General features: G+C 69.8%; 24 protein-coding genes and 7 pseudogenes. 21 read left to right on the top strand and 10 right to left on the bottom strand.

Annotated features, from left to right (window positions below; translation table 11 throughout):
- Nucleotides 1-278: 278 nt before the first annotated feature.
- Nucleotides 279-1,274 carry an alpha/beta fold hydrolase gene (locus ACFYW9_RS27825; RefSeq protein WP_389155669.1) on the bottom strand — a complete coding sequence of 332 codons (996 nt, stop codon included), beginning with the start codon at nt 1,272-1,274 and terminating at the stop codon, nt 279-281.
- 523 nt (nt 1,275-1,797) lie between these two features.
- Between ACFYW9_RS27825 and ACFYW9_RS27820 the strand changes: the two are divergent.
- From ACFYW9_RS27820 to ACFYW9_RS27800, 5 genes and pseudogenes are all read left to right on the top strand, one after another.
- Nucleotides 1,798-2,007, top strand: a pseudogene (locus tag ACFYW9_RS27820) (IS3 family transposase); the annotation flags it as partial.
- A gap of 21 nt (nt 2,008-2,028) precedes the next feature.
- Nucleotides 2,029-2,648 (top strand): annotated as a pseudogene (locus ACFYW9_RS27815) (IS5 family transposase); the annotation flags it as partial.
- 577 nt (nt 2,649-3,225) lie between these two features.
- Nucleotides 3,226-3,954 carry an SDR family oxidoreductase gene (locus ACFYW9_RS27810; protein WP_389155666.1) on the top strand — a complete coding sequence of 243 codons (729 nt, stop codon included), beginning with the start codon at nt 3,226-3,228 and terminating at the stop codon, nt 3,952-3,954.
- 450 nt (nt 3,955-4,404) lie between these two features.
- A complete protein-coding gene (locus tag ACFYW9_RS27805) occupies nt 4,405-5,160 on the top strand; it encodes a MerR family transcriptional regulator (protein ID WP_389155663.1) in 756 nt (251 codons plus the stop codon).
- A complete protein-coding gene (locus ACFYW9_RS27800; RefSeq protein WP_389155660.1) occupies nt 5,157-5,840 on the top strand; it encodes a hypothetical protein in 684 nt (227 codons plus the stop codon). The genes ACFYW9_RS27805 and ACFYW9_RS27800 overlap by 4 nt, the downstream gene beginning before the upstream one ends.
- A 330-nt stretch (nt 5,841-6,170) precedes the next feature.
- On the opposite strand, the gene ACFYW9_RS27795 is transcribed toward ACFYW9_RS27800, so the two are convergent.
- The 3 genes and pseudogenes from ACFYW9_RS27795 to ACFYW9_RS27785 all read right to left on the bottom strand — a co-directional run.
- Complete coding sequence (locus ACFYW9_RS27795) at nt 6,171-6,545, bottom strand: transposase (protein WP_389155657.1); 375 nt, start codon at nt 6,543-6,545, stop codon at nt 6,171-6,173.
- Between the two features lie 304 nt (nt 6,546-6,849).
- Nucleotides 6,850-7,092 carry a DUF6924 domain-containing protein gene (locus ACFYW9_RS27790; protein WP_389155846.1) on the bottom strand — a complete coding sequence of 81 codons (243 nt, stop codon included), beginning with the start codon at nt 7,090-7,092 and terminating at the stop codon, nt 6,850-6,852.
- A 126-nt stretch (nt 7,093-7,218) separates the two neighbouring features.
- Nucleotides 7,219-7,620, bottom strand: a pseudogene (locus tag ACFYW9_RS27785) (helicase associated domain-containing protein); the annotation flags it as partial.
- 397 nt (nt 7,621-8,017) lie between these two features.
- Here ACFYW9_RS27785 and ACFYW9_RS27780 point away from each other — a divergent pair.
- The 3 genes and pseudogenes from ACFYW9_RS27780 (at nt 8,018) to ACFYW9_RS27770 (ending at nt 11,055) form a co-directional block, all read left to right on the top strand.
- Complete coding sequence (locus ACFYW9_RS27780; protein WP_389155654.1) at nt 8,018-9,934, top strand: hypothetical protein; 1,917 nt, start codon at nt 8,018-8,020, stop codon at nt 9,932-9,934.
- Nucleotides 9,935-9,988: 54 nt separating this feature from the next.
- A pseudogene (locus tag ACFYW9_RS27775) lies at nt 9,989-10,408 on the top strand (IS5 family transposase); the annotation flags it as partial.
- A 194-nt stretch (nt 10,409-10,602) separates the two neighbouring features.
- Nucleotides 10,603-11,055 carry a hypothetical protein gene (locus ACFYW9_RS27770; protein ID WP_389155651.1) on the top strand — a complete coding sequence of 151 codons (453 nt, stop codon included), beginning with the start codon at nt 10,603-10,605 and terminating at the stop codon, nt 11,053-11,055.
- A gap of 209 nt (nt 11,056-11,264) precedes the next feature.
- On the opposite strand, the pseudogene ACFYW9_RS27765 reads toward ACFYW9_RS27770, so the two are convergent.
- The 4 genes and pseudogenes from ACFYW9_RS27765 to ACFYW9_RS27750 form a co-directional block, all read right to left on the bottom strand.
- Nucleotides 11,265-11,725, bottom strand: a pseudogene (locus ACFYW9_RS27765) (barstar family protein); the annotation flags it as partial.
- A gap of 127 nt (nt 11,726-11,852) precedes the next feature.
- Nucleotides 11,853-12,851 carry a nucleotidyl transferase AbiEii/AbiGii toxin family protein gene (locus ACFYW9_RS27760; RefSeq protein WP_389155648.1) on the bottom strand — a complete coding sequence of 333 codons (999 nt, stop codon included), beginning with the start codon at nt 12,849-12,851 and terminating at the stop codon, nt 11,853-11,855.
- Nucleotides 12,848-13,471: a hypothetical protein gene (locus ACFYW9_RS27755; protein ID WP_389155645.1), complete on the bottom strand. Its 624-nt coding sequence runs from the start codon at nt 13,469-13,471 to the stop codon at nt 12,848-12,850. Before ACFYW9_RS27755 ends, ACFYW9_RS27760 begins: the two co-directional genes overlap by 4 nt.
- A 27-nt stretch (nt 13,472-13,498) precedes the next feature.
- Nucleotides 13,499-13,744: pseudogene (locus ACFYW9_RS27750) on the bottom strand (helicase associated domain-containing protein); the annotation flags it as partial.
- Between the two features lie 524 nt (nt 13,745-14,268).
- Between ACFYW9_RS27750 and ACFYW9_RS27745 the strand changes: the two are divergent.
- From ACFYW9_RS27745 to ACFYW9_RS27705, 9 genes and pseudogenes are all read left to right on the top strand, one after another.
- Nucleotides 14,269-14,586, top strand: a pseudogene (locus ACFYW9_RS27745) (IS5 family transposase); the annotation flags it as partial.
- Nucleotides 14,587-15,041: 455 nt separating this feature from the next.
- Nucleotides 15,042-15,998 (top strand): ATP-binding protein, encoded by a 957-nt coding sequence (locus tag ACFYW9_RS27740; RefSeq protein ID WP_389155642.1) that lies wholly within the window; start codon nt 15,042-15,044, stop codon nt 15,996-15,998.
- Nucleotides 15,995-16,510 carry a hypothetical protein gene (locus tag ACFYW9_RS27735; RefSeq protein WP_389155639.1) on the top strand — a complete coding sequence of 172 codons (516 nt, stop codon included), beginning with the start codon at nt 15,995-15,997 and terminating at the stop codon, nt 16,508-16,510. The genes ACFYW9_RS27740 and ACFYW9_RS27735 overlap by 4 nt, the downstream gene beginning before the upstream one ends.
- On the top strand, nt 16,507-17,289 hold the full coding sequence (locus tag ACFYW9_RS27730) for a hypothetical protein (protein WP_389155636.1): 783 nt from the start codon (nt 16,507-16,509) through the stop codon (nt 17,287-17,289). Before ACFYW9_RS27735 ends, ACFYW9_RS27730 begins: the two co-directional genes overlap by 4 nt.
- A gap of 222 nt (nt 17,290-17,511) precedes the next feature.
- Nucleotides 17,512-18,015 (top strand): single-stranded DNA-binding protein, encoded by a 504-nt coding sequence (locus ACFYW9_RS27725; protein ID WP_389155633.1) that lies wholly within the window; start codon nt 17,512-17,514, stop codon nt 18,013-18,015.
- A 61-nt stretch (nt 18,016-18,076) separates the two neighbouring features.
- Nucleotides 18,077-19,231, top strand: a complete 1,155-nt coding sequence (gene recA / locus ACFYW9_RS27720) for a recombinase RecA (protein ID WP_389155630.1) — start codon at nt 18,077-18,079, stop codon at nt 19,229-19,231.
- Between the two features lie 62 nt (nt 19,232-19,293).
- Nucleotides 19,294-20,496: a Holliday junction branch migration DNA helicase RuvB gene (gene ruvB / locus ACFYW9_RS27715; RefSeq protein ID WP_389155627.1), complete on the top strand. Its 1,203-nt coding sequence runs from the start codon at nt 19,294-19,296 to the stop codon at nt 20,494-20,496.
- 615 nt (nt 20,497-21,111) lie between these two features.
- Entirely contained in the window at nt 21,112-21,981 is an 870-nt protein-coding gene (locus tag ACFYW9_RS27710) for a hypothetical protein (protein ID WP_389155624.1), read from the top strand.
- Between the two features lie 203 nt (nt 21,982-22,184).
- Nucleotides 22,185-22,391 carry a hypothetical protein gene (locus ACFYW9_RS27705; RefSeq protein ID WP_389155621.1) on the top strand — a complete coding sequence of 69 codons (207 nt, stop codon included), beginning with the start codon at nt 22,185-22,187 and terminating at the stop codon, nt 22,389-22,391.
- Between the two features lie 137 nt (nt 22,392-22,528).
- On the opposite strand, the gene tnpB is transcribed toward ACFYW9_RS27705, so the two are convergent.
- Together tnpB and ACFYW9_RS27695 are read right to left on the bottom strand one after the other, a co-directional pair.
- The gene (gene tnpB, locus ACFYW9_RS27700) at nt 22,529-23,959 is read right to left on the bottom strand and encodes an IS607 family element RNA-guided endonuclease TnpB (RefSeq protein ID WP_389155618.1); all 1,431 of its coding nucleotides are present in this window, start codon (nt 23,957-23,959) and stop codon (nt 22,529-22,531) included.
- A 25-nt stretch (nt 23,960-23,984) separates the two neighbouring features.
- Nucleotides 23,985-24,560 carry an IS607 family transposase gene (locus ACFYW9_RS27695; protein ID WP_389155615.1) on the bottom strand — a complete coding sequence of 192 codons (576 nt, stop codon included), beginning with the start codon at nt 24,558-24,560 and terminating at the stop codon, nt 23,985-23,987.
- Between the two features lie 234 nt (nt 24,561-24,794).
- Between ACFYW9_RS27695 and ACFYW9_RS27690 the strand changes: the two genes are divergently transcribed.
- From ACFYW9_RS27690 to ACFYW9_RS27675, 4 genes are all read left to right on the top strand, one after another.
- Nucleotides 24,795-25,631, top strand: a complete 837-nt coding sequence (locus tag ACFYW9_RS27690) for a hypothetical protein (protein WP_389155612.1) — start codon at nt 24,795-24,797, stop codon at nt 25,629-25,631.
- A 99-nt stretch (nt 25,632-25,730) separates the two neighbouring features.
- Nucleotides 25,731-26,147, top strand: a complete 417-nt coding sequence (locus ACFYW9_RS27685; RefSeq protein WP_389155609.1) for a hypothetical protein — start codon at nt 25,731-25,733, stop codon at nt 26,145-26,147.
- A gap of 44 nt (nt 26,148-26,191) precedes the next feature.
- Nucleotides 26,192-26,416 (top strand): hypothetical protein, encoded by a 225-nt coding sequence (locus ACFYW9_RS27680; protein WP_389155843.1) that lies wholly within the window; start codon nt 26,192-26,194, stop codon nt 26,414-26,416.
- Nucleotides 26,353-26,685 carry a hypothetical protein gene (locus ACFYW9_RS27675; RefSeq protein ID WP_389155606.1) on the top strand — a complete coding sequence of 111 codons (333 nt, stop codon included), beginning with the start codon at nt 26,353-26,355 and terminating at the stop codon, nt 26,683-26,685. Before ACFYW9_RS27680 ends, ACFYW9_RS27675 begins: the two co-directional genes overlap by 64 nt.
- Nucleotides 26,686-26,693 lie beyond the last annotated feature (8 nt).

The raw sequence follows: 26,693 nt of genomic DNA, 5'->3' as shown, positions 1-26,693 counted from the left end.
CCCTCAGCCGCGTCCTGACGTAGGAGCCGCAAGGAGCAGCGGCGCCCCGCGGATTGCGCAACGCACGGGATCCCTGACCGATGGGCTGGTCAGGGATCAATCGTGTGCGGTGGTTGCGGGATCTGAATCGCCAGGGCGGCCGCTGCGTCGGGGGCCTCCACGGCAGTTCCCGGCGCCCGAGCTTCTGCACCGGCTTCCGCTGGTCGTTCCCGCACTGCACCCGCTCGTGCCCACGCTGTGGAAGGTCTGGGCTGGTGACAGCGGAACTGCTCTGCCGGTCAGCGCCTGCTGGCGGACCGTTTGCGACTGACCACAACAAGTCCTGCGCCCGCGATGAGCATTGCGCCGGCCGCGCCGGCCCCGACGCGTCCGAGAGTGGTGAGCCCTGTTTCGGCGAGGGCCGGGGTGGGAGACTCCGCGCGGGCGGCAGCGAGAATGAGGTCCGTGATGGCGTCGGGATGGGAAATCATCACACTGTGTGAGGAGTTGATCTCGACGGTGTGCGACCCGGCGCGCTTGGCCTGGAAACGCTCCAAGTCGGGCGAGATGGCCTTGTCGTTGGTGGCGACGGCGGCCCAGGACGGGATGGTCCTCCACGCGGCGGACGTGACTTTGTCGGTGAAGGCCGTGGCCGAGATGGGACGCTGGGCTGCAGCCGCCACCGATATGGCGGCCTCGGGGAGGTCCGCGGCCGCGACGGCGCGGAACTTGTCCGGCGAGACGTACAGATCTGTGCCCGTGGAGCCGTCCGCGTTCTTGATGGGCAGTTGCACCAAGGCCGGGTTGAGCTCGCTGCCGGGGAATTTCGCGCCGAGCTGGCCGAGAGTTTCGCCCTTGTCCGGCATGAAGGCGGAGACGTACACGAGCGCCTTGACGTTGGGGTTGCCGGTGGCGGCCTCGCTGATCACCGCGCCACCGTACGACTGGCCGACCAGGACGATGGGACCCTTGACGCTGCGGAGGACGCTGGCGATGTAGGCAGAGTCGGCGGGCAGACCGCGCAGCGGATTGGGAGCAGCGATGACCCGGTAGCCGTTGCTCTGCAGGCGTCCCACGACGGCGTTCCAGCTGGACGCGTCGACGAACGCGCCATGCACCAGTACGACGGTCGGTTTGCTGCCAGTGGCACCTGCTTCGGTGTCGGCGCTCGGGGCTACGGCCCCTCCGTCGGCGAAGGCCGGCGCCGAAGCCGACAGAGCCGCCGCGGTGAGCAGTGCGGCAGCGGCGGCGTGTATTCGGCGGCGGCGGGGTCGCGGCGCAGAGGACGGCGTCATGGGTGCTCTCTTTCGATGGACGGGCTGGCTGATGGAAGCCTGTCCATCACGCGATGAACTCGCATTCGCGGCGAAGCACACGAGCGAATCGGCGCACCCATTCAGGTCACATCCGGGTATTTGCGGTTCAAGGGACCTCTGGCCCCTGCGCGCTTCAATCGTGTGCTTGCTCCGCTACCAGCCACTCGTCCGAGAGGTCGTACACATTCCTCTACCAGCCGGTAGGTCGCTTCTGTCAGCGATGTCGAGGTTCGCTTGAGGCCAGGAGACGGGGATCGCCGAGGACGGCAGCTCTGCAGCGCTCACTGTTCGCGTCGCCTGATCGACCCCGCCTCGTCCCAACATGCGTGATAGGGCTGCGTTGACGTGCTGGTAGCGACAGGCTCAGTCTCACTGCATCGGAGTGGCGACAGACAGGCGCTCAAGCTCCTCTGTCCCGCAGAGGCTGCCCGGCGGCGTCCGATCGGCCCCTGGCTTGGCTCACCAATTCCCGTGGGTCTGTTGCCCCGACCGGACCGCGTGGCGGATCTGCCGGGACAACAACTGGTGGAGCGTTTTCGGCAAGAAGCGCGGCAGTGTCAAGAAGGCCGGCCCGCCGGTGCACGACGATCTCGTCCGCCGTGACTTCACCGCGACCGGGCCGAACCAGCCGTGGCTCACCGACATCACCGAACACGCCACTGGTGAAGGCAAGTTGTATCTCTGTGCGATCAAGGACGTCTTCAGTGAGAGGTCCTGACAGAAGCTGTTGGTCATGCGACTTTCGGTCTGGTTGCTCGTTGGTCCGGTCGTGGGGACACGTCAGTCGCGGCCGTGGATCGTGTCGGATGAACTGTGGTCGCTGATCGAGCCGTTGCTGCTCGAGCCGGGTCCGAAGCTGGTGGAGGGCAGACCTCGGGTGCCGGACCGGCAGGCCTTGTGCGGGATCCTGTTCGTGCTGCATACCGGCATCCGGTGGGAGTACCTGCCGCAGGAGTTGGGCTTCGGCTCGGGCATGACCTGTCGGCGGCGTCTTGCCGCGTGGAACGAGGCCGGCGTGTGGGAGGAACTGCATCTGGTGCTGCTGAGGAAGTTGCGGGCCGCGAAGGAGCTGGACTGGTCGCGGGCGGTGATCGATTCCTCCGATGTCCGGGAGGCCCGGCGCGGCCCAAAAGCGGACCCGGCCCGGTCGACCGTGCGCGGCCGGGCAGCAAGCACCACGTCGTCACCGACGCCCGGGGCATCCCGCTCGTGGTGTCGCTGACCGGCGGAAACCGCAACGACGTCACCCAGCTCCTGCCCCTGATCGACAAGATCCCCGCAGTTGCCGACGACGTCGGACGACCTCGTCGACGCCCCGACGCACTGCTCGCCGACCGTGCCCAGGGCCACGACAAGGCCTCCTCGGCTGCGCCACCTGCCTGATCACCCACCGGCACGTCCAACGCCTTTGTTAGGACCTCTAAGCCCGCACCCCGGCCACGACCAGGGCGCATCACAGCGAAGGTTCCCGCGGACCCCCTTGAGGGTCCGGTCGGCGGCCAGCCGGTCGGCGGCCGGGCTGTCCGCGACGGCGCCGAGCACACTTGCGCATGGCTGGAGAGCGCTTACGGCGATGACACACGGGTGATCCGTATCGGGCCCCTGCATGCCGACAAGGCCGTACCGGGCACGGTCGCCTCGGGCGGGCCGACGACAAGCGCACGGTGGCCGAGGCCGTCGCCGAGTGCGTGAGGACCGCGGCGAGTTGCGCGTTGTCCCCTCTGCCCGACTGCTCCTTCGCCTACTACGACCGGCTGGCCCGTCAGTTCGACGTCTTGCGAGCCCGCAGGCAGGCCGACGGGAGGTGCCGCGGAGTTCGCCAGTCGAGCAACACGTTGACTGGATGTACGAACCCTGACCTCGCATCAGACGTCTAAATAGATGATGCTATGAGATATTTTGGTGCATATCTTCTGTCGAAAGGCATGTCATGAAGTTCGCGGTCATCGGCGGTACCGGACTGATCGGGTCGCAGGTCGTCAAGAACCTGAACGCCGCCGGGCACGAGGCGGTGCCGCACTCGCAGACCACCGGAATCGACGTCATCAGCGGCCGGGGACTGGGCGAGGCCGTGGCTGGGGCCGACGTCATCGTCAACCTGACGAACTCCCCGACCTTCGACGAAGCCTCCCCGGCCTTCTTCCAGACCTCGATGGACAACCTTCTGGCCGCGGCTCAGAAGGGCGGCGTCGGCCACTTCGTCATTCTCTCGATCGTCGGCGCGGACCAGGTGCCAGAGCTGGACTACTACCGGGCCAAGGTGCTCCAGGAGGACATCCTCGCGGCCGGGCCGGTCCCCTACTCGATCGTCCGCGCGACGCAGTTCATGGAGTTCATGGACGCTGTCCTGTCCTGGACCGCCGACGGCGACACCGTCCGGCTGCCCGCCACGCCGATCCAGCCGATCGCCTCCAAGGACGTGGCCGACGCGGTGGCGGAAGTCGCCGCGGGCACCCCGCTGGGGGGCATTCGCAACATCGCCGGGCCCGAGGTCTTCTCCCTGGACGAGCTGGGCCGGATCACCCTCACCCACAAGGGCGACGGCCGCACCGTTGTCACCGACCCCACCGCCGGCATGTTTGCTGTCGTCAAGGGTGACGTCCTCACGGACAAGGACGCCCACCTCGCCCGCACCCGCTACGTCGACTGGCTCTCCTGAACCGCTCGCGCCCTCCAGCCTCCAGTCCGGCCAGACGCGGACGATCCGCGCAGCCGACAGGTGCTCCTGCTTCACCAGCACCCACCCAGCAGGCGCCTGACGCGACACGGTCCACCCCGCCTCCGGCCAAGGCGGACACCGCGCATACGGGTGCTGACGGGCCCGTGGGCCAGCGGACGTGGAAGACATGCCGGGTGACCTGGACGCTGCCCCAGCCCATACTGACCACCCCCACACCCGGTCCGGGCCTGCGACCGGGGTGGGCCGCGGAACCGAAATGGGACGGGTACTCGGCATCCGATGTCCTTCAGCGAAAACCATGACGTCACGGCAAGGTCGAACCGGACGGTTCGATACCTTCCGTCGTAACCTTCCGTCGCAGTCGGGGGCGCTGGCCGCGCGAACCTCCGTGCTTGACCTTGTCGCGGCGTCATGGTTTTCACTGGGCGCATGAGAATCGGCGAAGTCGCGGCGCTGGTCGGGGTCACCCCGCGGGCCGTGCGGCACTATCACCATCTGGGCCTGTTGCCCGAGCCCCTGCGGCGCAGCAACGGGTACCGCGAGTACGGCGTCCGGGACGTAGTCCTGCTCGCCCGGATCCGGCGGCTGACCGAACTCGGTGTCGGGCTCGACGAGGTACGCGATGTCCTCGCGGACGCTGAAGGCCATGACCTGAAGGAGATTTTGGAGGAGCTGGACGCCGACCTGGCACGGCAGGAGGCCCTTGTCCGCCGACGGCGGACGCAACTGGCCGCGCTGATGGTTCAGGCGCAGGACGGATCCCTGCTCCCCGAGGGGCCTGTGTCGCCTGAGCTCACCGGTTTGCTGGCCGCTCTCGGCGACGTCGATTTCGACGCCTCGCCCATGGCCGTCAAGGACCGCGAGCACCTGGCGTTCCTTGACGCCGTGACCCCCGAGGAGAGGCGGGTTCCGCTGATGGCGGCGTTGCAGGAGATGCGAGAGCACGCCGGAGAGGTCTACCGCCTGCTCGACGGCCTCGTCGGCCAGGACCCGGACAGCCCGCAGGTGACCCGGGCTGCCGCGGCGCTGGCAGCCCTTCTGCCCGACGGCCTGGTGGCGCATGTCTCCGACACCGACGCCCACGGCCTGGCTGAGGCCCTCTACGAGGACCTGGCCCCGGCCCAGGCAGCGGCCGTCCGCGGCGCGCTCGAACTCGTCAGGCACCGACAGGAAGGACCGGCATGACCTCCACGCCCCCGTCCGCCCGGCCGCAACCCGCAACCCCCGTGCAACAGGCACGCGCACGACTCCTGCCCTCACCCGTGCTGCGGTTCCTCGCGCACGAGGGCCGGATCATGGAAAGCCTGGTCCGGTGGGTCACCCGCCGGCCGCACGGCATCGACGGAGCCGACGCGGTCTTCACCCACGGCCGGGACCAAGCCGCCATGATGTACGGCCTCACCTTCGCCTGTGTGGTCGAGACCGTCGCCCTGACCTACCTCCTCGCCAGCTGGCCCGTGATCCACACCATCCTGCTGGTCGTGGACGTCTACACCGTCCTGTTCGTCCTCGGCCTGCACGCCGCCTCCCGCACCCGGCCACACACCCTCACCGGCCGCACCCTGCGCATCCGGCAGGCGGCCAACACCGACATCCGCCTCCCCCTCGACCAGATCGCCTCCATCCGCCGCGAGACGCGCTTCACCCACGAGAAGAAGGACGGCGAACTGAACCTCCCCATCGGCTCACAGACCTCCCTCACCCTCCAACTCACCGAACCGATCGACGCACCGACATTCCTCGGCGCAGCCCGCCTCGTCACCCTGATCAGGCTGCACGCAGACGACCCGAAGGCCCTCCACGATGCCATCGGACGAGCACGAACCACGCCCGAGCCCACCCCGGAAACAGTCCCGCAGCCCTGACACGGAACCGCGCCTCGTAGGGCCGTCCTTCTACCAGGCGCGGTGATGCTCCGGGCTGGATTGGAAGATCACCGAACGGACGGTCGGAGGGGCTGGGAAAGCCGCGCGCGAGTCACGTCAACGATCAAGGAGTGCGCGGTGCCCACCAACTTTCTCAGCGAGGACCGACGGCGGCGCTTCGGCCGGTTCGCGGAAGACCCGGATCTGCAGCCCGTCCTCACCCACCTGCAGCACCCAGGCGATCAATGCGTCTCCGCCACGGGGAAGCCGCTCATAGCGGACCGGGCGGCCATACCGGTCTGCCCAGTCGGAAGTGACGAGCTCGGCCAGTCATTCCTCACCCTGCAGCGTGAGTTCCTCCAGAGCACAGCGCAGCGTCTCAGCGACCGGTTCACCCCGGTTCAGACGGCGGACCGCCGCCAGCACGTGGGTGGAATCCGTTCGGATCCGTCCCCGCCTTTTGGCCAGCCCGGCTTCTGCAAGCCGGTCCACGACCAGCGCCAAGAGCCGGTCCGCGCGGTCGCCCTCGGCGACCCGGCCACGGAACTCGCTCAGGACCGTGAAGTCGAATCCCGGATCGTCCAGCTCAAGGCCCAGACAGTACTTCCAGTCCAGGCGGCAGCGGACTGCGTCCGCCGCCTGCCGGTCGGTGAGGTTCTCCGCGTACTGCAGCACCGACACGAGAGCCAGCTGAGCCGGCGACATCCAGGCCGTCCGTCAACCGATACCAGTCGGCGAAGTCGGCATCCGTGAACATGCCGTCCAGTCGATCACGCACCCACATCGCGGTCGTGCCCCGCGGACTGCTCGCCCGGGCCGCATCCGCACCGTCAACGGCGGAATCACCCGCCCCGAAACCGAACCCATTGCCACTACGGTCACTCCTCCGACCGCCGAACCGCCCCGCTCCCACCAGCGCAGCATCACGAGGACATGAACACAGCCACGGTCAGAAGAAGTGACCCCACCGAGTGAAGATCACCAACAGCATCAGTTCCGTGAACTCTGTTCAGAAGGATCGGTAGATCCGCTCGGGATCATCGTGAGCCCATCCGGCGTACTCCTCGAAGCCCAGGTTGCCGATGTCCAGGTTGGAGTGGACGTCGTGGACTCCTGCGGGGACGGTGCGGAACTCACGGCCGAACTCGGTCAGCTGCTCGTAGTCCTCGTCGTCCAGGCAGTCCTTGCGCGTCAGCGTGGTGACCGCCAACAACGCGTGGCTCTCGGCCTGCATGGTTGTCCGGTCGGCCAGGAAGACAACGGCCAGGTTCTCGTCGGCGCGGATCGCATTCAGCGCCTCGTCACGGTCGCTCCTGCCCAGGCCGGGTCGTCTATGAAGTGGACGTGCGCCTCGTACTGCCTGTCCCCCAGGGCTCCATTGCTGGTGGACCCACCGGCCAAGCGGAAAGTCCTTCGTGACCCCCACTTCGACCTCGACGTCGTAGGGGACGGCGTAGACGCCGGTGATCTCGTTTTGGGTCCACCGGCGGAGCAGGGCCTGGTACCCCTCAAGCCATACCAGCGATTCCGGCCGGTAGACCCGGGTGCGCAGGAAGGCCGCGATGGTCGCCGCGTCGCGCGGGCTGGAGAAGTGGAGCAGGGCCGACTCGGCAGCGGCGTCGGTGTTGTCCTGCTCCTGGTCCTCGCCGTTGCCCTTGCCGCCGGCCCCGACGATCTGCCCGTCCTCATCGCGCTGGACGTGGATCTTGCGCTGTCCGCTGGTGAGGGCGCGGGAGGCGAGCTGCTCGACCAGACGCTCATCGTGGCTGCGCAGGCCCTTTATCCGGGGGAGTGTCATGGATGCAGGATGTTTGTTTGGGTTGCCGCCTGCGGGGATGGTGCTGGCCGGCGTGCGGTGCGCGCCGTTGTGGGTGGTGGTTGTGTTTGTTACGCGGATGCCGATTTTGTGGCGGAGCGTGCTGTTTCTCGGGTGACTGGTGTGGTGCGGTGGGTGGTGGTCGACGCCGGTTCGTTTGATCTGCAGAGCGAGGCGGTTGCTTTTCTGGCGTCGTTGCGGGCGCGGGGGTGTTCCCCGAACACCGAGCGCGCGTGCCGACGCCGCCCTCCCGTCCGCCTTCAACTCCCTTGCTCCCGTGCCTGCTTGGCCAGGCCACCCCATGGGTAACCATGCTGTGCTCCGCGGCCGGGGAGGGCCGTATGGAGCGAGGGGAGGGCTGATGACGACGGATGGGCACCCGCTGGACGGGGACGCACCGGAGGGCTGGGGACCGCACGCGCTCAGGGTCTGGGAGGCGTACCGGCGCGGCGAGTGGTGCGACGACGTGCCCGAGGTGGACGCAGGGGTGCTGCGCCGGGTGCTGCTCGCGCCCCCGCCGCCGGTTCCCGGGCACCTGGCCAGGCTCCGGCTACGCGGCGCCCGTGTCACCGGCACGCTGGACCTCGCCGAAGCCGACATCGCGTGCGCGGTACGGCTCCATCGCTGCGTACTGGACAAGGCGCCCCGGCTCGACGGTGCACGCTTCGGTGCTCTGGAGCTACGCGACTGCGACCTGCCCGGACTCGGAGCAGCAGGTGCCCGGTTCGACCGCGAGTGCACGCTCCTCGACTGCCGGATCGACGGCACCGTCACCCTGCGCTCCTCGACCGTTGGCGCCGGACTCGCCCTCGACCGCTCCGTGCTCACCGCGCCGGCGGACGGCCCGGCGCTGGACGCCGAATCCCTCTCCGTGGAGGGGGACTTCTCCGCCAACGGCACCACCTGCACCGGCCCGGTGTACCTGAACAGCTCCCAGGTCCGGAACACCGTCGGCTTCCGCGGCGCCCATCTCTGCGGACCCGGCGTCCACCTCCAGGCACCCGAACTCCACGTGGGCGGCGGCCTCTACCTCGACGGGGGCTTTACCTCAGAGGGCCCCATCAACCTCTACGGCGCTTCCATCGGCGGTTCCGTGCACTTGGAGGACGCCACCCTTACCGGCACTGGCCAGAGCCGGGGCGAACCCGCGCTGCAACTTCTTTGCGCAACCGTCGGCGGCGATATCCAGGCCAGCCGCGGGCTCACCGTGCGCGGCTGCCTCGAACTGCGCGACACCTCGGTTCGCGGCACCGTCACCCTGAAGCGGGCCCGGCTGGACAACCCGTGCGGCGACGCACTCAAGGCTGACCGACTGCATGTCGGCGGCAACCTCAACTTCCGCGGCGGCTTCGTCTCCCGCGGCACCGTCGACCTCTGCGACGCGCGGGTCGGCGGCTCGATCCTCTTCGAGGGCGCTGACCTTACCGCCCCGGTCGGCGAGGACACCACAGACACTGCGCTGCGGGCTCACGGGGCCGAGGTGGGCGCCGAGTTCAATTGCTGCAACGGGTTCACCGCGCACGGCCGGGTGGCCGTCGGCGGCGTCACGATCCGCGCCCGGCTCTGTTTCCGGGGCGCGCGCATTGACACCCCCGCCGAAAGGCGAGCCCTCACCTGCCGCCGGTCCACAGCCGCGGAGCTGGTGCTGAGTTTTAGCGAGGCCCCGGAGGGCACCGTCGACCTTAGCCACAGCCGAGTGGGCGTGCTCCGCGACGACCCGGCGACCTGGCCCCGGACCCTCGTCCTCGAAGGCTTCGCCTACGACGGCGTCCAGCCGGTCCTCCCCGCCCGTGACCGTCTGCCCTGGCTCGACCACGACCCGGGCGGCTTCGTCCCGGGTCCCTACGAGCAACTGGGCGCGCACTACAGGCAGCATGGCCGGGACGCCGACGCCCGCATCGTCCTCCTCGCCCGCCAGCGTAGGCTCCGCCGCACGCTCTCCCGCCCGGCCCGCGCATGGGGCGTGCTGCAGGACGCCACCGTGGGCTACGGGTACCGGCCTCAGCGCGCGATCTGGCTGCTGACGGCCCTCTTCGCCGCGGGCACCACCCTCTTCGCCGCCGACCCACCCGCCCCGTCCGGCGACGGCACGCCCCCGGGATTCCAGCCAGCCATCTACACCCTTGACGTGCTGATCCCCGTCGTCGACTTCGGCCAGCAGACCGCGTACGCCCCGCACGGCGCCCTACGCTGGGCCGTCGTCGCCCTGGTCACCGCCGGGTGGCTGCTCGCCACGACGGTGGCTACGGGGCTGAACCGGGTGCTGCAGCGGAACTGAACGGACGGAGCAGCTAGAGCATGTCTCTCTGACGGGCTGGCCAGTTGATCGGATATGTCCGTATGGTCGGTGATTACTGATGCGATGTGGGATCGGATCGAGCCGCTGATGCCGGCTGATCCGATTCGTGGTCGACGGTGGGCCGACCCCCGGCGGATCCTGGAAGTCATCGCCGGGAAGTACCGAACCTGCGCGCCCTGGAGGGACCTGCCAGAGAAGCTCGGGTCCTTCCGGACAGCGCACAAGCGCCTGATCACATGGGCGGCGGACGGTACCTGGGAACGAATTCTCACGGTGCTTCTCGCTGTGGCGGATGCAGGTGACGATGTGGGATGGATCGTCTCGGTGGACTCCACTGTCTGCCGGGCTCACCGGCATTCGGCCGGAACCAGGAAAGGGGCACCTGGCCGGTCCGAGCCCGACGATCACGCACTTGGACGCTCTCGTGGCGGCCTGGGCACGAAAGTTTATCTACTGAGATTGAACTGGTGATGTCGGGCGTCTGGGACGGCCGACAGAACCATGGTGGTCTGTGATCGTCGAGGAGCGATCACCGACTCATCAGGGCTCACCGCACGAGCGTCCGAGACGGCCGCTGGAACTGATGGCGAGGCGTGTCAGAGGAAAAGCAGGTGCCGACTCATGGGCCGTGCGGGCAGCATGCCCGCATGTCTACCGAAGTCAGCGGGATGATCGAGTGTCGACCAGGTGCCCGCCTCTGGGGCTCCGACGACGAGGACTCCGTGTGGCACGCTGCCATCGACCTCTTCCTGCTCAACAACGGCAACGCCTACGACGCCCTCGCCTGCCTCTTCGGTATCCGGAACTCCTTCGGCTTCCGCCCTCTGGCCGAAGGCCGCGGCTTTCCGAGCGACGCGTCCGAGGGTCTGCAGACCGAGTACGCCGCGTACGGCGGACCTCCTGACGTCCACGGCACAACATGGATCACCTGGGCCGAGCTTGCCTCCACCGACTGGCAGGAGGCAGACAGTTCTGGCACGCGAAGCCGAGAATCGGTCGCCGGAGACAAAACCCACTGGGGGCCGGTCTGGAGCGTGATGCGGACACTCGGCGAACTCCACGGAGCAGACAATGTGCGACTCGTTGCCTGGTTCCACTGACCTCGACTCCGCGGCGAAGCGCCGCTTGTTCGATGGGACGCGGCTCTGCTCCGACGGGTGCGGTCACTGGTGGTACAGCTGTCCGCCGCTGACTGATCCCTCCGTCGGCACCTGTGCACGACGCCGCTCGTGCGATCAGGCGCGTACGTGGCCAGACGGGTCGGCAGCGGCATCGGGGCATTGCTGCGGTGGCACGGTGGGATGCCGGTTCACGTGAAGGTGACGTGCATCCCGCCCTCGGTCAGGACTTCGAGCACCAGGGCGACCAGGTCGTACTGCTCGTCCTCCGGTGTCAGGAGGCGGGACAGGTGCTCGCGCGTGGTCGCGGCGTCCCGCCAGAGCAGGGTTGCGGGGGCGGTGTAGCCGAAGTTGCCGCGCAGACAGTCCACGAGGGCGTCCAGGCAGCCGCCGAAGTAGCCGCCCGGCCCGTTGGCGGCCTCGCCGAGTGCCAGGCAGAGGCCCGGTCCGTCGGTGATGTGCCGGCCGTCCAGCTCGTACGCGTGTCCGGCAGGCCTGTCCAGGGGTGTCCGGCGGCCCGGCAAACCAGCGTTCCAGACGGGCCGGGCGTATCCCGGTACGGGTGCGAGCTCTGTGTCGAGTTCCAGATCGATTAGGTCCGTCCGTGGGAGAACGGGTGCCACGTGCGGACTTTGGGCCGCAGCGGCCGGTCGGCTGGACTGACAGGTCGGAGAGCGTGCCGGCAGAGCAGGCGACTATCCACCAGCCGCTCGAAAGCCCCACGCACCCGAGTCTGTCAGTGCTGCTCCCGGGACCTCAGAGTTTTCACCAGGCCCGGATCAGCCGACGGCTCCCTTGAACGTTTTCGTCACGGCCCGCACCAGCCGGTCCGCGTACTCTTGTTCGGCTTCCCTGAATTGTGGGTAGTCGGTGACGAAGTGGTTCCACTCCACGGACTCGACCGCCTTCGTCACGTCCGCGAGCAGGATCTGCTCGCGGTACGGATACGGCCACTCGCCCGACAGCCGGAACACCTCGTGCAGCAGCTCGTAGCGGAGCGGATGCCGCTCGGCCAGCAGTACGGCGTCGTACAGATCCTTGCCCTGCGCGTGCATGTCGTTGACCAGCCACATCAACTTCCAGGCCAGGGACAGTTCAGGCGTGGCCGCCTGCACGACCGTGCCGCCTGGCAGCTCGGCCAGATCGGGCGCTTCGGGCAGCCGCTCGTTGAACACGAAGTCGAGCTGGACATGGCCGCCCGGCAGCCCGGGCGAGACCCACGGCAGCACCATGCGGCAGCCCGGTACCCGGTCGTAGGTCCAGATGTCCTCGACCACCGCGCCCCGCGCCGAGATTCCCACCTCGCCTCCGCAGGCGTCGGCCAGCGTCTGTGCCGCCGCGGCGATCCCGCGCAGCATCCGGTCCGTGCGGCCGTCGTCGATCCGCCAGGTGTGGGGGACGACGACGAAGTCCAGGTCACCGGGCTCGCGGGCGGCGTCCGGGAACCACACCGACATCAGCACGCTGCCCCTCAGCACCAGCGCGTCCACCCACTGCGACGCGGCGATCGCGTCCAGCACCAGATGCAGGGCTCGGCGCCGGGCCGCCCGCCACGTCTCGCCGCGTGCCGGATCTCCGAACCGCGGGTCGGTCGCGCGGTAGGCGTTCCGGTGCTGCTTCAGCGACGGGTCGAAGACGGGACGCTGCACCACCTCGTCCCCCGGCACCCACTGCAGCGTCTTCGGCAGATCCTCGGCCCTGCGGGTGGCCTCGTCCAGTGGTTCCCGGGGCAACTCGGTATTCCGCCAGCTGAACCCGTCCCACGCCGTCCTGCTCATGTTCGTACCCCCACAGGCTCCTCGATCCAACCGTCGTCCACGGACAGGTCACTGTCATGGAGCACGAACTCCCGCTCCACGCCCAGCACCACGAACCCGCCCAGCTCCGTCAGCAACCACTCCAGCGCCCGCCCCGCCCCGTCGGCGCCCACCCCGCGGCACCGCTGCGTCACGAACCGCTCGTGCCGCGCGCCGGCTCGCACCCGCAAGGCGTTCCACGACAGATGGGCGCCGTGCGGCACCACCCGGGCAGCGAGCGCGGCCAGGTCCGTGTCCACGTCGAGCAGCAGCTTCACATGATGCTCGAAGTACCGTTCGTCGTCCCCGCCGAGCCGAGCCGGTACCTCCGCGGCCCACGGCGTGGACTCGGTCTTCACCCGTACCGGCTCGAAGCCGTTCGCACGAAGCCCCGCCACGACCTCCCGCACTCGCTCGGCCTGCTCAACGTACGACGAGGAACCGGACAGCGTGAGCATGGGCTGATCGCGCATCCGGCCGCGCGCCAGCACGATATGTGTCAGCTTCAGACCACCCGAGGCCGCCCACCGCTGCAGCCGCACCCACTCGTCGGGGTCGGCACAGCGGACCGTCACATGAGATTCGTACAGGGAAGCGGACATCCGCGGATCCTGCCAGACCACGGCCGCTCACGCCCATTCGAGCCCCGGCTCCCGCAGTGCGTCCAACTGTTCAAGGGTGAGTTTGTCGCGCCTCGCTTTGGTGTTGGAGACCCACACCCCCAGCTTGACGGCCACCGGTTCCGTCTCGCCGTCGACCGCGATCGGTTCGCTGTGACCGCGCGGGACGGCCCGCTGACCCTCCCGCTCCGCCCACTGCGCGAGGGCTGCCGGTCCGCGCTGGAACGCTTGCTGTGCCTTGCTCGGGCCTATCGTCGAAGGTGCGGCCGCTAGGCTCTGTCCGGCCGATCTTGGCTGTGGGAGGATGCCGCCCATGGTTGATATTCGAAGGGGCCGTGCCGCGTAGAACGCCGGCTTCACTTCGGTCGCAGGAATGTGGCTGGAGGAGTCCCTGGGTGCGTTATCGCGATGTCCCTGGCTTGTCGGGGGCGGCGAATGCAGCCGTCCGCGTGCTCGAGCGGGATCGACTGGCGCCGGGCATTGTGTCTGTCGCGCTGAGCGTGTGGTCGGTCCGCGTCCACGGCACCGAGCGTCGGTGGAAGCGGTGGGAGGCCGAGTTCGCCTGCCCGTGCTGCGGTGAGGGCTGGGCCCGGGACAAGCTGCAAGTGGCTCTGTTCATGCTACGGCCAAGGGCCGCCGCCGAACTGCGTTTGCAGGTCGAGCGCCTGGACGAGGTCCTACTCAGACGAACGCACCATGAGCCCATGGCGGATCCGGAGTTGGCGTGGTGGCATCGCCGGTGCTGACCGTGTCCATGCCGTCCACTGACTCGTTGGCCCTTGTATGAGTGGTCGGGGGATCTGACAGAGGCGGAGTGGCGATGTCTGGAGCCGTTCCTGCCAGTGGGTGACAACCGCTGCGGGCGGTGGCGCGACCACCGTCAGGTGGTCAACGGCATTCTGTACCGGGTCCGGACGGGGATGCAGTGGCGGGACCGGCCCGAACGCTTCGGGCCGTGGAAGACGATCTATGAGCGCCATCGGCGTTGGTCAGCCGACGGGACCTGGGAGCGGATGCTCCAGCAAGTGCAGGCCCAGGCCGATGCCGCCAGCGGGATCGACTGGGACGTCTCGGCCGACTCCACCTCGATTCGTGCCCGCGTGGAATGCGATCGGGCGGGCGACGCGGACGGGCGACTGGCTCCCGAGCCCGAGCCGGCTGTGCGACTGGTGCCCCCATCGGGCGCTGTGCCCGGCCTGGGGCGGCACCCCGCCGCCTTGTCCCCATCCCCTGGCCGTCACCACGGACCCGGCCGCGGGGGAGGGCGAACGCCCGGCCGCTGACGTTGGCTGAGACCGGAGGCGCCCGATGTCCGCATGTGTGCGGAGGTATTATACGCCTCACTGCCGACATTTCCCCCTTTTCTGTATTTTTCTTGCGAAAAAGGGTGGATTGTTACTTCTGGGGCGCCTAGTGTGAGTGCAGACAGCAATTCGAATGCATATTCGATCCGAGCGACGGCCACGCGGGGGCACGTCCTGCCGGACGAGGGCCGCGTCCCCTGCCGGCCAGGCCCACCCGGAACCGCCGTCGCAGACGCCAGGAGAACGGCGTGAACCTCACCTTCACCACCGCCACCAAGGAACAGGCCAAGGCCCGCATCGCGCTCGCCGGTCCCACCGGGTCGGGCAAGACCTACACCGCCCTGGTCGCCGCCGCCGGGCTCGGCGAGCGGGTCGCCCTGATCGACACCGAGCACGGCAGCGCCGCCAAGTACGCCGACGAGTTCGCCTTCGACACCCTCCCGCTCACGACGTTCCAGCCCACCACCCTCGTCGACGCGCTCGCGGTGGCCGCCCACGAGGGCTACGACGTCATGATCGTCGATTCCCTGAGTCACTTCTGGTCCGGCACCGGCGGGATGCTGGAGCAGGTCGACAACGCGGCCAAGCGCCTCGGGGCGGGCGGCAACTTCGCCGGCTGGAAGGAGGCCCGCCCCCAGGAGCGGGCGATGATCGACGCCCTGCTCGCCTACCCCGGTCACCTCATCGTCACCATGCGCACCAAGACCGAGTACGTCGTGGAGGCCGACGAGCGCGGCCGCAAGGTGCCGCGCAAGATCGGGCTCAAGCCCGAGCAGCGGGAGGGCATCGAGTACGAATTCGACATCGTCGGCGATCTCGACCACGAGAACAACCTGGTGATCTCCAAGTCCCGGGCGAAGCCGCTGTCCGGGACGGTGCTCCGCAGGCCGGGCCCGGAGTTCGCCGAGGCCGTCCTCGATTGGCTGGAGGCCGGCAAGCCCGTCCCCTCCGTTTCCGACTACGTCACGGCGGCCACCGCGGCTGGCGCCAGCCACGAGGAACTGCGCGACCTGTACGAGAAGGTCCGTCGGCACAACCTGCTCGGCGCCGCGGTCCTGGACGACACCGGGGAGACCCACACGCTCGGCCAGCTGATAGTGCGCCACGGCATTGCGGCGGCGAAGAACAGGGTCGCCGAGGACGTCGAGTCCGGGGCCGGGACCAGGCGGGCGAACGGGACCGAGCGGAAGGACAAGTCCGCATGAGCCTCAAGGAGCACGCCACCCGGGTCGCCGTGCTCCGGGTGCTGCGCGACGCCGTCGACGCCGAGTACCAGACCGAGCGCCACGAGGTTCTCGAGGGGCTGCGCGCGGCCCGTGCCGAGCTGAACCTGAAGTCGGTCCGGGTGGCCCTGCCGGACGACACACCGGTCGCCACCCTCACCCTCGTCGACCCCATACCGACGGTCGTGGTCGCCGACGAAGAGGCCTTCACCGCCTGGGTGGCCGAAAACCACCCCGGCGAGGTGGAGAGGCTGGTCCGGGTGCGCCCCAGCTGGCAGCGGCAATTTCTCGCTCGGCTGACCTGCCTCGAGCCGGTCGTCGACCCGTACACCGGCGAGGCGATCCCGGGGCTGGGTGTGTTGTCGGCCTCCGAACCGCGGTCGTTCAGCCTGCGTCCCCTGCCCGGCGGGCGGGAACGGATCGCCCGCGCCTTGCACATCGGCACGCTCGACCTGCGCCGTCTGCTCCCCCTCGAGGGTGGCGAGGATCCATGACCGCTGTCGTCGCCCACCCCGACCGGGACACGCTCGACACGGTGTGGTTCCTGGTCTCCCAAACCGGTCACCTCGATTGTGGCCGCTGGACGTTCGAGGACGACAAGCGGCTGCGGTGCGCCTGCGGGGCCGTCCTGTACGTGTACCAGCAGCCGGCGGATGCGGCGGGAAGCGGCGCACCGGCGTCAGCCGGGACGTTCCCCCGCGGAAGGGAAGAGCGCATGCTGCCAGCCGAGACGGCCCAGCTCGTCGCCCTGGTCGCGGCGATGTGCCCGTCGATGCACCTGGAAGACACCACGACGGACGCCTGGCACCTGCTGCTCGCCGACCTGGACGTCGCCGATGTACAGGCGGCTGTGATCCGGCTGGGCAGGCAGCGGTCCGATATCGCCGCCGCCGACATCCGCGCCGAGGTGCGCGCGATCCGGGAGGAGCGGCTCGCCCGCAACCCGCTGCCACTCCCGGACAGCGACCCTGACGACCCGCGCCGTTATCGTGCGGAACTCCTCGCGCTGGTGACCGCGATCGCCTCAGGACAGCGAGTTCGGCGCACACCCGCCGTCCCGGGCAGTCCGCCCTCCCACCTCACCGGCTCGAAGCGCGACACGCGTGTCCGGTCCCTCCGCGTGCCCTGTCCCTGGTGCGGGGCCGCCGCAGGCCGTCCCTGCACCGTCCCCCGGCTCGGAATCCCGCTGAGGAGGGCCCCTGCCCACCAGGCACGGCTCCTCGCAGCCGGGCTCGCCGAGCCCGGGCCGAGGCAGGAGGGGGAAACGAGGTGAACCCGGTGATCGCCCCTACTCGGGGAAAAGCCGCGTACCGGAGCCCTGCCCCCCTCGCCACCGCGACTCCCCTGGAGACCCGCGCCGCCCAGCTCACCCTTCACACCTGGCCGGAGCGGCGCAGCCTCCCCTCCGGCCACCCTCACCACCGGTACGAGGCTGCCCGTCGAACTCGAACCGGCATGGGTGAGGAACCACCCGTCGCACGAGAGGAAAACCGCCATGGTCGGTGAAACCGTCATCACCGTCGTCGGCAACCTGACCGACGACCCCGAGCTGCGCCTCACCCCGTCCGGCGACACGGTCGCGCACCTCACCGTCGCGTCCACGCCCCGCACCTTCGACCGGCAGAGCAACGAATGGCGGGACGCCGAGACGCTGTTCCTGCGCTGCTCGGTCTGGCGGCAGGAAGCGGAGCACGCCGCCAAGTCCCTGACCCGCGGCACCCGCGTCATCGTCCAGGGGCGGCTGCGCCAGCGGACGTACGAGACCCGGGAGGGCGAGAGGCGGACCGTCATCGAGCTGGAGGCCGACGAGATCGGCCCGTCGCTGCGGTTCGCCGCCGTGACGATCACCAAAACCCCGTACACCGCCGTCCCCGCCGGTTCCCGCGGCGGCCCCCGTCCTCCCGCCGAGGACCCGTTCACCCCGCCCGGCGGCGGCGAGCGGCCGGTCCCCGCCGAGAGCGGACAGCATGCCCCCCACGAGGAGACGGAGCCCTTCTGACGGGTCGGCGCACCCGTGCGCCGGCCGCGACCACACACCGCACCCATCCGAGGCGGACCCCATGAAGGAACAGGACCGCGAGGAAGCGCTCAAACTCGCCCTCGCCCAGATCGAAAAACAGTTCGGCGCGGGCTCGGTGATGCGCCTGAGCGATGAGCCGGGGGTCCCCGTCGAGGTCATCCCCACCGGCTCGATCGCCCTGGATCTCGCCCTCGGTGTCGGCGGCCTGCCGCGCGGCCGCGTGGTGGAGATCTACGGCCCGGAGTCCTCCGGCAAGACGACCCTGGCCCTGCACGCCATGGCCAACGCGCAGAAGGCAGGCAGGACCGCGGCGTTCATCGACGCCGAGTACGGCCTCGACCTCGAGTACGCCAAGCGGCTCGGCGTCGACACCGACACCCTGCTGGTCTGCCAGCCGGACAACGGCGAACAGGCCCTGCAGATCGCCGACACCCTCATCCACTCCGGCGCCCTGGGCCTCATCGTCATCGACTCCGTCGCCGCGCTGGTGCCGCGCGCGGAGATCGAGGGCGATATGGGCGACCCGCACGTCGGCCTGCAGGCCCGGCTGATGAGCCAGGCGCTTCGGAAGATCTCCGGCGCGCTGAGCCACTCCGGAACCACGATGATCTTCATCAACCAGCTGCGCGAGAAGATTGGCGTGGTCTTCGGCTCGCCGGAGACCACGACCGGTGGCCGCGCCCTGAAGTTCTACGCCTCGGTCCGCCTGGACATCCGCCGGATCGAGACCCTCAAGGACGGCACCGAGCCGGTGGGCAACCGCACCCGCGTCAAGGTGGCCAAGAACAAGGTCGCCCCACCGTTCAGACAGGCCGAGTTCGACATCCTCTACGGCCGGGGCATCAGCCGCGAGGGCGAGCTGATCGACCTGGGCGTCCAGCAAGGCCTCGTCCGCAAGTCCGGCACCTGGTACACGTACGAGGGCGACCGGCTCGGCCAGGGCAAGGAGAACGCCCGCGCCTTCCTCAGGGACCACCCCGACCCCACCGACGAGATCGAGAAGAAGACCAGGGAGAAACTGGGCATCGGGGCGAAGCCGGAGGCCCCGGCGGCGGAGCCCTGGGCGGACAGGGCGAACCGAGCGGCCGCACCCGGCACCGTGCCGTTCGACTCGGCCGCGGCCGGCCGGCGCTCCACCGGGCCGGCCTCGTCGGCCCCCCGCGTCCTCCACGACGGCACCCCGGCCGGGCCGTGAAGACCAGCCGGCCGCTCCCTCACTCCGGCGCGAGACGAACGCCGGTGAACCGGGGCGGCACCATGTTCCCCGGCGCCGCCACGCCCCGGGACGAGACGCCGACCCCGGGCAAGACCGCCGTCGGCCGGCCCACTGCAGCGGAGCCGGTCCACCGGCCGGTCGCGGCCGCCGCCGACGGCGAGGACCGGGTCACCGAGGCGGCGTTGCGCCCCAAGGACCTGGACGGGTTCATCGGCCAAGTACGGGTCCGCGAGCAGCTCGACCTCGTCCTCAGGGCCGCTCGGCAGCGGAGCGCCACCGCCGACCACGTGCTGCTCTCCGGTGCCCCGGGGCTCGGCAAGACCACCCTGGCGATGATCATCGCCGCGGAGATGGGAGCCCCGCTGCGCATCACCTCCGGCCCCGCCATCCAGCGCCCCGGGGACCTGGCGGCGGTCCTGGCCTCGCTCACCGGGGGCGAGGTCCTCTTCCTCGACGAGATCCACCGGATGTCCCGGCCCGCCGAGGAGATGCTCTACCTGGCGATGGAGGACTTCCGCGTCGACATCGTCGTCGGCACCGGCCTCGACGCGACCGCCATGTCCCTCGAGCTGCCGCCGTTCACCCTCGTCGGCGCCACCGTCCGGGCCGGCCTGCTGCTCCCGCCGCTGCGCGACCGCTTCGGCTTCACCGCCCACATGGAGTTCTACGACCCGGCCGAACTGGAGCGCGTCATCCACCGCTCCGCCCGGCTGCTGGAAGTGGAGGTCGAGTCCGCGGGCGCCGCCGAGATCGCCGGCCGCTCCCGCGGCACGCCCCGCATCGCCAACCGGCTGCTGCGCCGGGTGCGGGACTACGCCGAGGTCACCGCGGACGGAGCGGTCACCCGCCAGATCGCGTCCGCGGCCCTGGGGGTCTACGAGGTCGACGGTCGTGGCCTGGACCGCTTGGACCGGGCCGTGCTGCACGCCCTGCTGAAGCTGTTCGGTGGCGGACCGGTCGGTCTGTCCACCCTCGCGGTCGCCGTGGGGGAGGAGCGGGAGACGGTGGAGGAGGTCGCCGAGCCGTTCCTGGTCCGGGAGGGGCTGCTGGCCCGGACGCCCCGGGGGCGGGTCGCGATGCCCGCCGCCTGGGCCCACTTCGGGCTCGTACCGCCGCCCGGGCCGTCCCGGGCCGCGCCCCCGGGACACCAGAATGGCAATTCCGGACAGGACGACCCGCCCGGAGGCCGCGCCGGACGGACCACCTCCCCGGCCGCCCCCCGGCACCGGCCCCCGCGACGGTGAGACCCATGGCTGCCCGTACGAGAACCGCCAAGGACCGGCCGTCCTACCGCTGCACCGAGTACTTCTGGCAGAAGCCGAGCTTCTTCGGGGAGTACGACACCGGCAGGTCCTTGATCTGCCGGCGGTACAGGCGAGGCAGCCTTTCGGCCGACAAGACTGGTGGTCCAGTGCGTCGATCGCAGGGCGCTGGGCCGCGTATGGTCCGGATCTCGGTGACGGCCGGTGACGATGCAGGCGGGGTCGTGGGCCTCCGGCTGGACTGACATCCCCTCTACGCTGCCCAGGCCCGCCCCCGACACCAGGAAAAGGGAGGCGTGGGGGTGTGAGGTGCGGGCGGGGGTGGCGGGCGAGGGGATCGGGCGGCCGGGTCGCGTGTTGCGCACGGCGGCCGCCGCGCGGTCCCGTCGGCACATCGGTGCCGGGCGCAGGCGGCGGCAGAGACCGGCAGCAAGTTGCGGGTCACTGGCCCCAGTTGCGACGGAGCACCGTAGTTTGTGAGTGGAGCGCGATGGTTTGCGACTCCGGGTCGGATCACGAAGAGGCCGGTGATCCGCCGTACGGCCGCGCCGTGAGGGCCCTTGGAGCTGTCTGGTTGCCACCTGGTTGAATCGGCGGGTGAGCGAGACCTTCGTCGACCTGGGAGTCGTCACCGCGCCGTCCGGTGTGCTGGTCCTGGGGATGGCCGGCTGGATCGACCACTGGTCCAAGACCGGCGATCCACTGTCCATGCGGGCACTGGCCGCAGCAGAGCACGGTGGCGGCCACCTGCACGAGCCTGCAGACGGCCCGAGCAGCGGATGGTCCTGTGAAGCGGTAGCGGTGGCGGCCGCCGCTGACCAGTTGCTGAAGGTGCGCGCTGCAACGGCGGAGTCGTACGACGGGCCCGTCGTCACGGTCTTGGAAGTCGATCTCGGCTTGCCCTGGCCGAGCAACCGCGGCAAAGAGCCGATCCGGCTCGGTGACCTGCCGGTCGACCGGTGCGGCATGGTCCTCGGGGACGCTCGGGCCCTCGACTCGTTCGTCGGACTGTCAGGCGAGTCGATCGACGGACTCGCCGACGTCACGTACTGGGGGAAGCACGAGGGCGACGCCCACGCCCGCTTCGGCGGCGAACGGGCACCCCAGTACGACGGGCAGGGGCCCTACGGGTGGCTCGACCTGCCCCTGCACGAAGCCCGCGAACTCGCCGGCCGGCTCCGGAACCGGCTGTCGGAAGGACCCCTCAGCGGCTTGGTGGTCTCCGTGGACGCACACACCCACTTCCACCTGCTCCACCGGGCAGGGCAGACCCACCCCTTGCTCGCCGGGCAGATCGAGATCGAAGGAGGCCAGGTCCTGGGCCTGGGCTGGGACCAGGGCGACCACTCCATGCGCCACCACGGTGAACGAGCCTGGGACCAGGTCTACCCAGTCACCCTGGAACAGCGCGACACCACCGCCCTGCTGCGTTGGACCATCCCCACACAAACAGAACAGACCGAATAGGCTGAAAGCGCCGCCTCGCAAGTGCGGTGCTCCGCCTTCACGAACTGCGTTGCACCGCAACCCCAGTAACGCGTCCCGGGATCTGCTGCCCGACGGCGGCAGATCCCGACGGCAACAAGCCAGACGATCAGGTGACCTGATCCCAGACCCCGGCAGTCCGCGGGCCGCTGCGCTGGGCATCGCCTACGGGAGAGACTCCGCTCATGAGCACCACGCGACGCCGACTCGGCACGGGCCCGAACGCCACCAGGACCACGCCGACGACCGACCCGGGCCCGCGCCTCCTGCCCGCTGAGCGAGTCGAACAGCAGACGCTCCTGGGGGAAGTCGAGTACCAGGACGTGACCGACGGGAAAGGCCGGAGGATCCTTGGGCCGGGCACGTTCGCGACGCCGCAAGAGGCGCCGTAGGGGCCGCGCTTCCCCGACGTCCCCGAGCCTGACGAGTCGTCGGCCATGTTCCCCAAGGCAGAGACACCAAGCGCCGTTACTGAGTCCGTAGTCAGGTCTCAGTATTCCGGGTATTTCGGCCCGGAAGGTCCGTCACATCACCAGAGCGTCAGGAGCTCGGCTTGAGGACGGTCTCCCGTTTCTGTCTGCTGCTGGTGCGGCAGGGTTGCGCCACCTGCCCGCCCCGCCCCCGTCTTACGGCGGGGGCGGGTGGCGCGGGTCTTCTGGTCGGCTCCACGAGGCTTCGACACCGCCAGGGCGGTGTCCTGGTCTCCGGCCACTCCGGTACCAGTCGTGCAGGCTGCCGCGGCGAGGGCGGCGAGGTTGCGGGCGGCGTTGGTGTCCCGGCCGATGACCAGGTGGCAGGCGTCGCATCCGTAGGTCCGGACGTGCAGCGGCGGTTTGGCTTTCACCGCGCCGCACCCGGAGCAGGTCTTGGAGGAAGGGAACCAGCGGTCGGCCGCGATGATGCGGGTGGCGTGGCGCCGGCGGGTCTTGTAGGTGAGCTGACGGCGGATCTCACCGAACCCGGCGTCAGCGATCCGGCGGGCCAGGCGCCGGTTCTTCACCATGCCGGCGACGTTGAGGTCCTCGACCACGACGGTGCCGTACTCGGCCGCGACCGTGGCGGTGAGTTTGTGCAGCGCGTCTTCGCGGAAGTTCGCCACCCGGTGATGGACCTTGTTCCGCTGGGCGTTGGCCTTCTCCCACCTGCGGGAGGCCTTCTGTCCGGTGCGGCGGTCGGGGCCGTGGCGGCGGGAGACCGTGCGGGAGGCCCGGCGGAGCCGTTTCAGGGCGCTGTCTAGGTACCGGGGGTTGGCGACGGTGCGGATCTCGCCGGTGCTGTCGGCCATGACGGCCAGGGTCTTGATCCCGAGGTCGATGCCGACCGCTACGTCGGGGCGTGCGACGCGGGGGATGTCCTGCTTCACCTCGACCTGGAAGGCGACGAACCAGCGTCCGCGTTCGTGGCGGACGGTCGCCGACAGGATGCGCGCGGTCCCGGCCTGGACGCGGGCCAGGAGCTTGATGGTGGGTTCGTGGGTGCGGAGTATGCCGAGGCGGGGCAGGGCGATGTGACGTCCGTCGGCGTCGACGCGGATCGTGCCGGTGCTGAACCGGCAGGACAGACGCGCCTTCCGCTTCGACTTGAAGCGGGGTATCCCGACCCGCTTGCCCTTACGGCGGCCTTGCTTGGACTTGGTGTAGTTGTCGAACGCCGCCGCGGCGTTGGCCAGGCCGGTGTTGTACGCCTCCTTGGAGTTCTCCTCCCACCAGGGGGCGAACTGCGGGTCGGTGTGTTTGGCCGCGTTGAACGCCTTCCTCAGCGTCGGCAGCGACCACGGCCGCCACGTGGTCAGGTCCGCCTCCGGGACGCCGTAGGACTCCTCCGCGCGGCGTTGCCACCACGAGGCGCTCACCCAACCGACGGCCCAGTTGTACGCCGCGCGGGCGGCACCGCAGTGCGAGCGCAGCGCGTGCTCCTGGGTGGCGTTCGGGTCCAGCGCGAACCGGTACGCCTGCACCACGAACCCGGACTGCGGCTGGAACCTTTCACTCGGCGGCCTCGCCGGTCACCACAGCCACCGCGCGGGCGGCCCGGTCCTTCGCCGCGCGCTGCCCATACAGGCGGGCGCACAGGGAGGTCAGCACCTCGGTGATGTCCCGCACCAGGTCATCGGCGGCCTCAGCGGGGTCGAGGACGACCAGGCGCCGACCGGACGCCGACAGCGCGGCCTCCAGGTGCTCGACGCCGAACCGGGCCAGCCGGTCACGGTGCTCGACCACGATCACCGCCGTACCCGGGTCGGCAAGGAGCCGGTGCAGCTTGCGACGGCGCCCGTTCAGCCCCGACCCGACCTCGGTCACGACTTCCGCGACGGCCAGGCCCAGCCCGTTCGCGCCGGACACCACCCGCGCGACCTGCCGATCCAGGTCGACCTTCTGGTCGGCGGACGACACGCGGCAGTACGCCACCACGCGTCCGGACGGCTGGACGGCAACCTCATCGACCAGCCACGTCCCGGACGGCGCCTGGCGAACCGGCACGGGCATCTTCCCGTCCTTCACCCACCGCCAGGCAGTCTGGTAACTCACGCCCTGCTGACGCGCCCACTCCGAAAGCTTCACAACACCAAGATGCGCGAGATGTCTGATTGGAGATGACTATGAACGATTAGAAAATCCGTAACAGCTGTCACCCCCTTGAAGCGGGTGAGCAGTGGCATTACGAACCCGGCTCCTACTTGAACCCGATCGAGGTGAACGGTCAAGGGGTTCGGGCGTGTTGACTACTTCCCTGAAGGGTGTTGCAGAAGGTCCTTCTTGGGCAGGCCGAAGTGGCGTTTGACCTAGGCTGCCGCCATGATCAACGCCGATGACCTCGAACGCCGGGCCTCGCGCCTCGACGGGGTACCGCCCGTCATCGCCCGGTTCCTCCTCGAACAGGGGCACCTAGGCGTGCTCGTGGCCGCGGCTCGTGAGGGGGAGTGGTTCTGCGCAAAGGTGGCGGTCGGGGAACTGCTGCGCAGGGGGGAACCGGAGGCGGCCTGGGAGGCCATCTCTCCCTACGCGGACACGGGGTGGTGGGATGCCGTTGAGGGGGCCGCCGGGGTGCTGGAAGCGCTGGGGCGGGCGGCGGAGGCCATCGCGCTGGTCCGGGCGCAGGTGGACGGCGGTAATTGGGTGGCGCGGCCAGTGCTGGCCGGTCTGCTGGCCCGGAACGGACGCGTCGACGAGGCCATCGAGTTGCTCCGTCCCGATCTGGACGAGGTGTTTTTGCTGCGGGCGCTCGTCGAGACCACGGAAGGTCACGGACGGGACGCGGAGGTCGCCGCGCTGCTCCGGCCCCTGGTCGAGAACGAGACGTGCTGCGGGAATCGGGAGGCGCTCATCCAGCTGAGCCGGGTGCTGGAACGGCAGGGCTGCGCGGACGAGGCCGCCGTGCTGCTGCGCTCGCGCATCGACGCGGACTTCAAGCACGTGGTGCACGTGGGCGTGGTCAAGGAGCTGGGCGAACTGCTGGTCCGCCAGGACCGGCTGGCGGAACTGCGGGCCTTCGTGGCCGAGCCGCAAGGTGAGCACGCCCTGTCCGTACTGGCCACACGGCTCGACGAACTCGGCCGGGTGGACGAGGCCGTCGCACTGCTGCGCCCCCGCGCTGCGGACGGGCGGCACCGCGCCGCCGGGAGCCTGGTGTAAGTCCTCGCCCGGAACGGGAGGGTCGCGGAGGCGGTCGAGGCCGCCCTGCCGCTGCTGGACGACCCGACCTGCGACTGGCTGCTGGCCTCCCTCGGGGAGATGTTCGTCTCCCAGGGCCGGGCCGAGGCCGCGCTGGGCCTGGTCGACTGCAGGATGCAAATGGCCGACGCCGAGGAGCGGGAGACCCTGATTCCCTGGCGCGTCTGGCTGCTCGAAGAGGCGGGCCAGCTGGAGGAGGCATTGGCGCAGGCCCAGGCGATGGTTGACGACGTGTGCTCCTTGCGGACCTGCAATGTGGCGAGTGTGCTGGAGAAGATGGGCCGGACGGACGAGGCTATTGCCATGCTCCGGGGATCCACGGACGGGACCGACCACCGCGAACTGGCCCACCTCCTCATCCGGCAGGGACGCCCGGACGAGGCCATCGAACTGCTCCGCTCCACCGGCACGGCCAGCCGTCCCCGACAGAACGCCGCAAGCCAGCCCCCGCAAAACCCCGCGGCGATACCGTGGTGACACACGCCCCACCCCGCGTCTGGAGGCCCCGATGAACCGAGCAGCTGGCCCCCGCCGACGGAGCCGTCCGGCAGCAGCTGGACCCCGCGGCCGCCGACGCAGTCCGCGCCTACGCCGCCAAGACCCGCGAGAACGCCGACCAACTCGCCGCCGTCCTCGAGGACATCGCCACCAACGGCCTGCCCTCGGTGGAGGACTGCACACCATGGGAGGAACTGCGCGAGGCACACCTCACCCGGCTCACAGCCCAGCGCCCGGCCGTCGCCTGACGGCCCCACAGCACGGCCAGCGCCGTGCCCACGTCGCCTTCTCCGCTGCCGCCAAACAGCTGGAGAACATCACCAGCGAAGCGGAACTCCACGCCCTGGACCGCGCCTTGGTCGTCATCTCCGTCGACCCCGACGCCGGCGAGCCGCTGCCCGGCAACACCTCCGGCCCGCAGCTGCACCAGTACACCGACGACATCGAAGCCGTCCGCATCCTGTACTTCGTCACCGCCCTGCGCACCGTGGTCGTCGTCGCCTACATCGATTCCTAATGCCGTTC

It is taken from the genome of Streptomyces sp. NPDC002698 (assembly GCF_042888945.1).
Classification (GTDB): domain Bacteria; phylum Actinomycetota; class Actinomycetes; order Streptomycetales; family Streptomycetaceae; genus Streptomyces.
The sequence above is the reverse complement of the archived record's forward strand: the minus strand, read 5'-3'. Positions and strand labels throughout refer to the sequence as shown.

Bases quoted from the DNA above. Each gene is read 5' to 3' on its own strand.
- ACFYW9_RS27825 (WP_389155669.1), bottom strand. From the start codon at position 1,274: ATGACGCCGTCCTCTGCGCCGCGACCCCGCCGCCGCCGAATACACGCC.
- ACFYW9_RS27810 (WP_389155666.1), top strand. From the start codon at position 3,226: ATGAAGTTCGCGGTCATCGGCGGTACCGGACTGATCGGGTCGCAGGTC.
- ACFYW9_RS27805 (WP_389155663.1), top strand. From the start codon at position 4,405: ATGAGAATCGGCGAAGTCGCGGCGCTGGTCGGGGTCACCCCGCGGGCC.
- ACFYW9_RS27800 (WP_389155660.1), top strand. From the start codon at position 5,157: ATGACCTCCACGCCCCCGTCCGCCCGGCCGCAACCCGCAACCCCCGTG.
- ACFYW9_RS27795 (WP_389155657.1), bottom strand. From the start codon at position 6,545: ATGTCGCCGGCTCAGCTGGCTCTCGTGTCGGTGCTGCAGTACGCGGAG.
- ACFYW9_RS27780 (WP_389155654.1), top strand. From the start codon at position 8,018: ATGACGACGGATGGGCACCCGCTGGACGGGGACGCACCGGAGGGCTGG.
- ACFYW9_RS27770 (WP_389155651.1), top strand. From the start codon at position 10,603: ATGTCTACCGAAGTCAGCGGGATGATCGAGTGTCGACCAGGTGCCCGC.
- ACFYW9_RS27760 (WP_389155648.1), bottom strand. From the start codon at position 12,851: ATGAGCAGGACGGCGTGGGACGGGTTCAGCTGGCGGAATACCGAGTTG.
- ACFYW9_RS27755 (WP_389155645.1), bottom strand. From the start codon at position 13,471: ATGTCCGCTTCCCTGTACGAATCTCATGTGACGGTCCGCTGTGCCGAC.
- ACFYW9_RS27735 (WP_389155639.1), top strand. From the start codon at position 15,995: ATGAGCCTCAAGGAGCACGCCACCCGGGTCGCCGTGCTCCGGGTGCTG.
- ACFYW9_RS27730 (WP_389155636.1), top strand. From the start codon at position 16,507: ATGACCGCTGTCGTCGCCCACCCCGACCGGGACACGCTCGACACGGTG.
- ACFYW9_RS27725 (WP_389155633.1), top strand. From the start codon at position 17,512: ATGGTCGGTGAAACCGTCATCACCGTCGTCGGCAACCTGACCGACGAC.
- recA (WP_389155630.1), top strand. From the start codon at position 18,077: ATGAAGGAACAGGACCGCGAGGAAGCGCTCAAACTCGCCCTCGCCCAG.
- ruvB (WP_389155627.1), top strand. From the start codon at position 19,294: ATGTTCCCCGGCGCCGCCACGCCCCGGGACGAGACGCCGACCCCGGGC.
- ACFYW9_RS27705 (WP_389155621.1), top strand. From the start codon at position 22,185: ATGAGCACCACGCGACGCCGACTCGGCACGGGCCCGAACGCCACCAGG.
- ACFYW9_RS27690 (WP_389155612.1), top strand. From the start codon at position 24,795: ATGATCAACGCCGATGACCTCGAACGCCGGGCCTCGCGCCTCGACGGG.
- ACFYW9_RS27685 (WP_389155609.1), top strand. From the start codon at position 25,731: ATGTTCGTCTCCCAGGGCCGGGCCGAGGCCGCGCTGGGCCTGGTCGAC.
- ACFYW9_RS27675 (WP_389155606.1), top strand. From the start codon at position 26,353: ATGGGAGGAACTGCGCGAGGCACACCTCACCCGGCTCACAGCCCAGCG.